Annotated in this window: 7 protein-coding genes; all 7 read right to left on the bottom strand. The window is 66.5% G+C overall.

Features of this window, described 5'->3' with window-relative positions; genetic code table 11:
- Positions 1–24: 24 nt before the first annotated feature.
- Positions 25–666 carry a porin MspA gene (gene mspA, locus ACRDU5_RS18040; protein WP_526616060.1) on the bottom strand — a complete coding sequence of 214 codons (642 nt, stop codon included), beginning with the start codon at positions 664–666 and terminating at the stop codon, positions 25–27.
- 385 nt (positions 667–1051) lie between these two features.
- On the bottom strand, positions 1052–1210 hold the full coding sequence (locus tag ACRDU5_RS18035) for a hypothetical protein (protein WP_526616058.1): 159 nt from the start codon (positions 1208–1210) through the stop codon (positions 1052–1054).
- Between the two features lie 111 nt (positions 1211–1321).
- Positions 1322–1867 (bottom strand): MogA/MoaB family molybdenum cofactor biosynthesis protein, encoded by a 546-nt coding sequence (locus tag ACRDU5_RS18030; protein ID WP_526616066.1) that lies wholly within the window; start codon positions 1865–1867, stop codon positions 1322–1324.
- Positions 1868–1890: 23 nt separating this feature from the next.
- Positions 1891–3204: a S1C family serine protease gene (locus ACRDU5_RS18025; RefSeq protein ID WP_526616057.1), complete on the bottom strand. Its 1314-nt coding sequence runs from the start codon at positions 3202–3204 to the stop codon at positions 1891–1893.
- A 143-nt stretch (positions 3205–3347) separates the two neighbouring features.
- On the bottom strand, positions 3348–4811 hold the full coding sequence (locus ACRDU5_RS18020) for a HAMP domain-containing sensor histidine kinase (RefSeq protein ID WP_526616065.1): 1464 nt from the start codon (positions 4809–4811) through the stop codon (positions 3348–3350).
- 5 nt (positions 4812–4816) lie between these two features.
- A complete protein-coding gene (locus ACRDU5_RS18015; RefSeq protein WP_526616056.1) occupies positions 4817–5503 on the bottom strand; it encodes a response regulator transcription factor in 687 nt (228 codons plus the stop codon).
- A gap of 66 nt (positions 5504–5569) precedes the next feature.
- Positions 5570–5743, bottom strand: coding sequence for a 50S ribosomal protein L32 (gene rpmF / locus ACRDU5_RS18010; RefSeq protein WP_526616054.1), 174 nt, complete (start codon positions 5741–5743; stop codon positions 5570–5572).
- Between the last annotated feature and the right edge of the window lie 257 nt (positions 5744–6000).

The raw sequence follows: 6000 nt of genomic DNA, 5'->3' as shown, positions 1-6000 counted from the left end.
CTGTTTGCATGACCTGCAGGGGAGTTACTGCATGTCCCACGGCTCGCCGTAGGTGGTGACGCTGTCCCCGGTGCTGGCGATCAGCCGGGCGAACGGGCGCAGCAGCACACCGCCGGCCGCGCCGGTCACCGTGCCGTGCGCGTTGGACACCGCCACACCACCGGCCGGACCGGTGACGTCCACCGAGAAGGTGGCGACTTCCTGGATGCCCGGGCCGTTGCCCAGGTCGGCGCTGATCGACACACCCGGGAAGATGTTGGGCGTAATGATCTGGTTGAACGGCAGGGCATCGGCGTTCGGGGCGTACAGGGCCGCGTCGTCGAACAGGATGTTCGGCGTGGTGTAGCTGAAGTTGATGCCCACACCCAGCGACCACGGGAAGCCGATCTGATAGCCGAGCTCCAGCGTGCCCTCGAATTCGTCGCACGGGCCGCCGCAGATCCACTTAGCCCGACCGGAATGGAACCACTCGCGGGTCAGCCGGTTGCGGTCCAGGGGAAACACGCCCTCCAGATGGGTGTCCCACTGCTGGATTGTCAGGGTCCGATCCTGGCCGTCGACCAGGGTCAGCTCGTTGTCCAGCCCGGCGTGAGAGACGCCCGTGCTCGTGAACAGGGCCGCGATCGCCACGACCATCGCGATCAGCACCCGACTGATTGCCCTCATGTTCTCCCTAGCTATGTGGTCGGTGATACCGGTGTTCACCGAGTTGTTATTGGTGCGTTCCCCTGGCTACACAACACACCCCGCAAGAAGCCCTGGTGGGTCGAATTAGAAACCTCACAAGTTGCTCTTACGTTTCGCTCATCGTTGACACGAGGAACATATCGGGGGGACATCGCACCGGCAACGCGTGAGAATCCGAGCCAGCCCTCGTGTCGGTGCCTGCCGAATGTTTGCTAGAGGGGCCTGCTGGGGTCCCTGGTTGCGGGATCCAACTGGCGGACGCCAACCAGTGGCCGTAAGGATTGGCTTGGCTTCGCACACCAATGACAGGTGCTGTCGGCGATAGGTCGTCCGGCGTTTCCCACGCTTAACGCAAAGTCACAGCTCAACCGTGGTGAGGCGGAGCATTGTCCCGCATCCATCTGTCGTGGGCGGCGTCGTCGTCAGGCGAATTACTTTCGCGCTCGTCAATTGCGATCTCCGGCAGCGCCTCGCCGAAGAACTTGTTAACTGCACTACGCAGCGGCTTCGGCGCCTTCGTCACAGTTGGCCCCCCGGTGTGACGAAGATCACATTCGGCCGGATACCGCCGTTCACCTGCGCGTAACACTGCGGACTGTTGCCCAATCCGCGCGGTGCGGACCGACGGCATCGGTTAGATCTCCAAGCTCGATAGCTGGCCGATGATCTGGACGGCCAGCGGGTTGAGGGTCGCCATCCCGTCGCGGACCGCGGATCGCGATCCGGCGATGTTGACCACCAGAGTGCTGCCGGAGATTCCGGCCAGGCCGCGCGACAGCCCGGCGTCGACGATGCCGGCCGCAAGCCCAGAGGCGCGCAGCGCCTCGGAGATGCCGAGGAGTTCGCGGTCCAGGATGTCGAGGGTCGCTTCGGGTGTCACGTCACGCGGGGTGACACCGGTGCCGCCCACCGACACCACCAGGTCGACACCCCCGATGACCGCCGTGTTGAGCGCATTGCGGATCTCCACCTCGTCGGCGGACACCACCACGACACCGTCGACAACGAAACCAGCTTCGTTGAGCAGCTCGGTGACCAGCGGACCGCTGTGATCCTCCTCGTCGCCGTGAGCTGTGCGGTCGTCGACGACGACCACCAGCGCCCGGCCAACCAACTCCCCTGGCTGTTCCATGCCTGCAACCGTATATCCGGACACGGACAGCGGCGCGGCCACTCTCAACGCGGGCCGACCCGTGGCAGTGATCACTGCTCCGCCTTGCCGAGCGTCACCTGCACGGTCTGCGGTTTGCCCGACGCGTCGAGGTAGGTCAATGTGATCTTCTCGCCCGGCGCCCTCGACCGCACCGCGGCAACCAGCGCGTTGGCGCTGCCGATCACTCGGTCGTCGACCTTCGTCACCACGACACCGCTGGGCAGGCCGGCCGCTGCGGCCGCTCCCCCATTGGTGACCTCGACGATCCTGGCACCGTGGGTGCCCGCGTCGTTGCCGACCTGAACGCCCAGCGACGCATGGGAGGCGGAGCCGTTCTGGATCAGCTCGTCGGCGATGCGCTTGGCCTGATCGATCGGGATGGCGAAGCCCAGTCCGATCGAGCCGCTCTGCGCCTCGGCCGAATCGCCGAGGGTCGCGATGGCCGAATTCACGCCCACCAGTTCGCCATTCATATTGACCAGCGCGCCGCCCGAGTTACCGGGGTTGATCGCGGCGTCGGTCTGGATGGCGTCGAGCACCGTGTTTTGGTTTCTGGCGTCTCCGCCTGCCGACACCGGCCGGTTCAGTGCGCTGATGATGCCGGTGGTGACGGTGCCCTCGAGCCCCAGCGGCGACCCGATGGCCACCACGTCCTGGCCGACCCGCAGGTTCGCCGAGGAGCCGAGCGTGATCGGGGTCAAGCCCGAAACGCCTTGCGCGCGAATAACGGCGATGTCGCTACTCGGATCGGCGCCCTCGACGGAGAATTGGGCGGTGCGGCCGTCGCTGAACGTCACCGTCGTCTCCGGCCCGCCCTTGGCGGCCGCCACCACGTGGCTGTTGGTCAGGATCAGACCGTCGGAGGAGAGGATGATCCCGGAACCCTCCTCGGACGCGCGCCCCATGTCGGTTTCCAGCTTTACGACGCTGGGCACCACCTTGGCCGCGACCTGTTCGACCGATCCGGCAGGCAGGTTGGCGGCGGGCATACTCGGCGCCGCACCGATCGTTGACGCGCTTCCGACGGTCGGGTGATCCGGCTGCGCGAGCAAAGCAACACCGCCGCCGATGCCGGCAGATACCACGGCAACCGCCAGCGCCCCGGCGGTCAGAGCTCCCGCGCGCGAACGCTTCTCCGGGGGGCGCTGGGGCAGGTGCGGCGGCTGGGGCGCCCGGGGGTATGGATCGTAGGGCTGCCGGTAGCCCTGCTGCTGCGGCTGCTGCGTCGCATATCGCCAGTCGTAGGGCTGCTGCTGTTGGTAGCCTCCATGCCCGTGCGGACCGGGATAAACCGCCGTGTGCTCATTGGCGGGCCGACGGCCCGGGTGGGGCGGCGGCGGTGAATACCTCGGGTGATTCGTCATATCGCTACGGGCTCTTCCTCACAGTTGGTTCCGACAAGTCGACAACGAAGGACTGCTCCCCCAAAGTGCCCGGGCGTGCTGAGAATCCACTTAGAGAACGTTCGGCACATCCCCAGACTTCGAGGCCCTCGTTACCCGACCCATTACCCATTGTCGACGGTGACTACCGGTTTCGTGACATCCTCCGAGGGCCGTGTCGCGGTCATCGGCCGCCCGGGTAGCAGCATATAGATCGATGTGCCAGGGGGTTGGCCGCCCGGCACGGTGTCGTCCACCCGAAGCGCGCCACCGTGTTTGAGCACCACCTGTTTGACGATCGCCAGCCCCAAACCCGAGCCCGGCATGGCCCGCGCGGAGGTCGAGCGGAAGAACCGTTCGAACACCAGCCTCCGTTCCTGTGGCGGAATGCCCGGGCCGTGGTCGGAGACGACCAGTTCGGCGTGCGAAGGGTCGATCTGGGTCAGGCGCAGGCCCACCCGGCCACCGGGCGGACTCCACTTGGCCGCATTGTCGAGCACGTTCAGCACGGCTCGCGACAGGCCGCCCTCGTCGCCGTGCACCTGCCATGGGATCACCGAGACGTCGAAGTCAATGTCGTTGCGGCGACGGCGAACCCGCTCCAGACAGTGATCGAAGACCTCGGACATGTCGACCGGCTCGTGGGTAATGCCGCCGGCATCGTCCCGACTGAGGTCCACCAAATCGCCCACCAGCGTGGACAATTCCTCGATTTGCGCGATCACGTCGGCACGCAATTCGGCCATCTCGTCCTCCGGCAACCGCGGCGCGCCGGGTGCCATCGAGGCCATCAGCAACTCGACATTGGTGCGCAATGACGTCAACGGTGTACGCAGCTCATGACCGGCGTCCGTCACCAGCCGGGCCTGACGCTCGCGGGATTCGGCCAGGGCACGCAGCATCATGTTGAAAGCCTCAGTGAGACGGGCGAGTTCGTCGCTGCCTATCACCGGGATGGGTCGCAGGTCGTCGGTGCGGGCCACCCGCTCCGCCGCTTCGGTGAGTCGGGCCACCGGCCGCAGGCCTGCGCGGGCCACCATGCCACCGGCGAAGGCGGCAACGGCCACACCGACGCCGCCGACGATCAGCAGCACCGTGCCGAGCCGTTTGAGCACCTGGCCGGTGGGGGCCAGGCTCTTGGAGATCAGCAGCGAGCTCCCGTTGTTTAGGTGTACCGCCAGCACGCGTTGATGGTTGGCGGTGCGCAGCGACAGCAACAGCTCGCCGGACACCACGTCCTTCTCCTGCTCGCCGATGGGCAGGGTCTGGCCTTGCTGGTTGGCGGTGTAGATGGACCGGCCCGGATTCACCAGCATCGCGTTGACGTCCGAATAGGCGGTGCCTTCGATCGCCTTGCCGGGATCGGCGGCCAGCGACCCGCTTTCGATCAGCAGTCGGGCCCGGCTGTGTAGCTGGTTGTCGATGTCGTCGTAGAGCGCCCGAGAGACGACGAGGTAGACGGCGAGGGCCATCAGTACAACCACCATCGCCACCATCGACATGGCGAGCAACATCACCCGCCAGCGCAGTGACAGTGAGGGGGTCGCAGGAAGCGTGGCGTACTGCAGCGGCCGCCGCGGCCGGAACATGGTCATCAGGGCGGTGTCTCACGCAGCACGTAACCCACCCCGCGCACGGTGTGGATCAGGCGTGGCTCCCCTTCCGCTTCCGTCTTGCGACGCAGATAACCGACATACACCTCGAGAGCGTTTCCTGAGGTCGGGAAGTCGAATCCCCACACCTCCTCGAGGATGCGGCTGCGGGTGAGCACGCGCCGGGGGTTGGCGATCAGCATTTCCAGCAGGGCGAACTCGGTGCGAGTCAGGCTGATCTGGCGTTGACCGCGGATCACCTCACGGGTCATCGGGTCCAGGCTCAGGTCGGAGAACGTCATCGCCGGGGAGTCGGCGGCGTCGTCGGGGGTGGTGCGGCGCAGCAGTGCGCGCATCCGCGCCAGCAGTTCTTCGAGTGCGAATGGCTTGGGTAGATAGTCGTCGGCGCCGGCGTCCAGGCCGGCGACCCGCTCGGACACCGAATCGCGGGCGGTCAGCACGAGGATGGGCAGGTCGTCGCCGGTGCTGCGCAGCTGACGGCATACCTCCAGGCCGTCCAGTTTCGGCATCATCACGTCGAGCACCACGGCGTCGGGCCGGTCGCTGGCGATCAGGTCGAGTGCTTCGACGCCGTCCTGGGCCAACACCACGGAATAGCCGTTGAAGGACAGCGAGCGGCGCAGCGATTCACGCACCGCACGGTCGTCGTCAACGACAAGAATTCGCACGGCCACCAGTGTTAACCCATCGCCTGAGAGCGACCTGAGAGGCTCGCCGCAGCGGCGAGCGACAAACTAGCGGCGGTCCAGATCGATCATGCCCAGCCGAGCGGCCTTTAGCAGGCGGCGCGGCACCTTGTGCTGCTGGCCTGCGACCGTGACACCGACGAGTTCGGCGCGCTTGGCCTTCCACTGCGCGCGCCGGCTACGGGTATTCGCGCGCGACATCCTGCGCTTGGGCACAGCCATGATCGAGCTCTCCTCTTGAGGGTGCTGCCGGGCGAACGAACGGCGCCGGCAATTGCCCTTCAGGATAGCCGGTGACCTGCGTAGCCTCCAAACCAGCGATTTCGGCGCGCTACCGTGCGCGCTGAGCGCCGATCAGCGCGCCCAAGTCGCATCGGGCGGCACATACGACGGTGGCGCAACCCGCACATTCGCCGCGTCGTCACCCCGACGGCGCCGCAGGATCAGCCCTAACACCCCGGCAAAGGCTGCGGCGATGA

The sequence above is a fragment of the Mycobacterium sp. genome (genome assembly GCF_050701515.1).
Taxonomy (GTDB): Bacteria; Actinomycetota; Actinomycetes; order Mycobacteriales; family Mycobacteriaceae; genus Mycobacterium.
The sequence above is the reverse complement of the archived record's forward strand: the minus strand, read 5'-3'. Positions and strand labels throughout refer to the sequence as shown.

Coding starts and splice junctions, on each gene's coding strand:
- mspA (WP_526616060.1), bottom strand. CDS start 666: ATGAGGGCAATCAGTCGGGTGCTGATCGCGATGGTCGTGGCGATCGCG.
- rpmF (WP_526616054.1), bottom strand. CDS start 5,743: ATGGCTGTGCCCAAGCGCAGGATGTCGCGCGCGAATACCCGTAGCCGG.
- ACRDU5_RS18020 (WP_526616065.1), bottom strand. CDS start 4,811: ATGTTCCGGCCGCGGCGGCCGCTGCAGTACGCCACGCTTCCTGCGACC.
- ACRDU5_RS18025 (WP_526616057.1), bottom strand. CDS start 3,204: ATGACGAATCACCCGAGGTATTCACCGCCGCCGCCCCACCCGGGCCGT.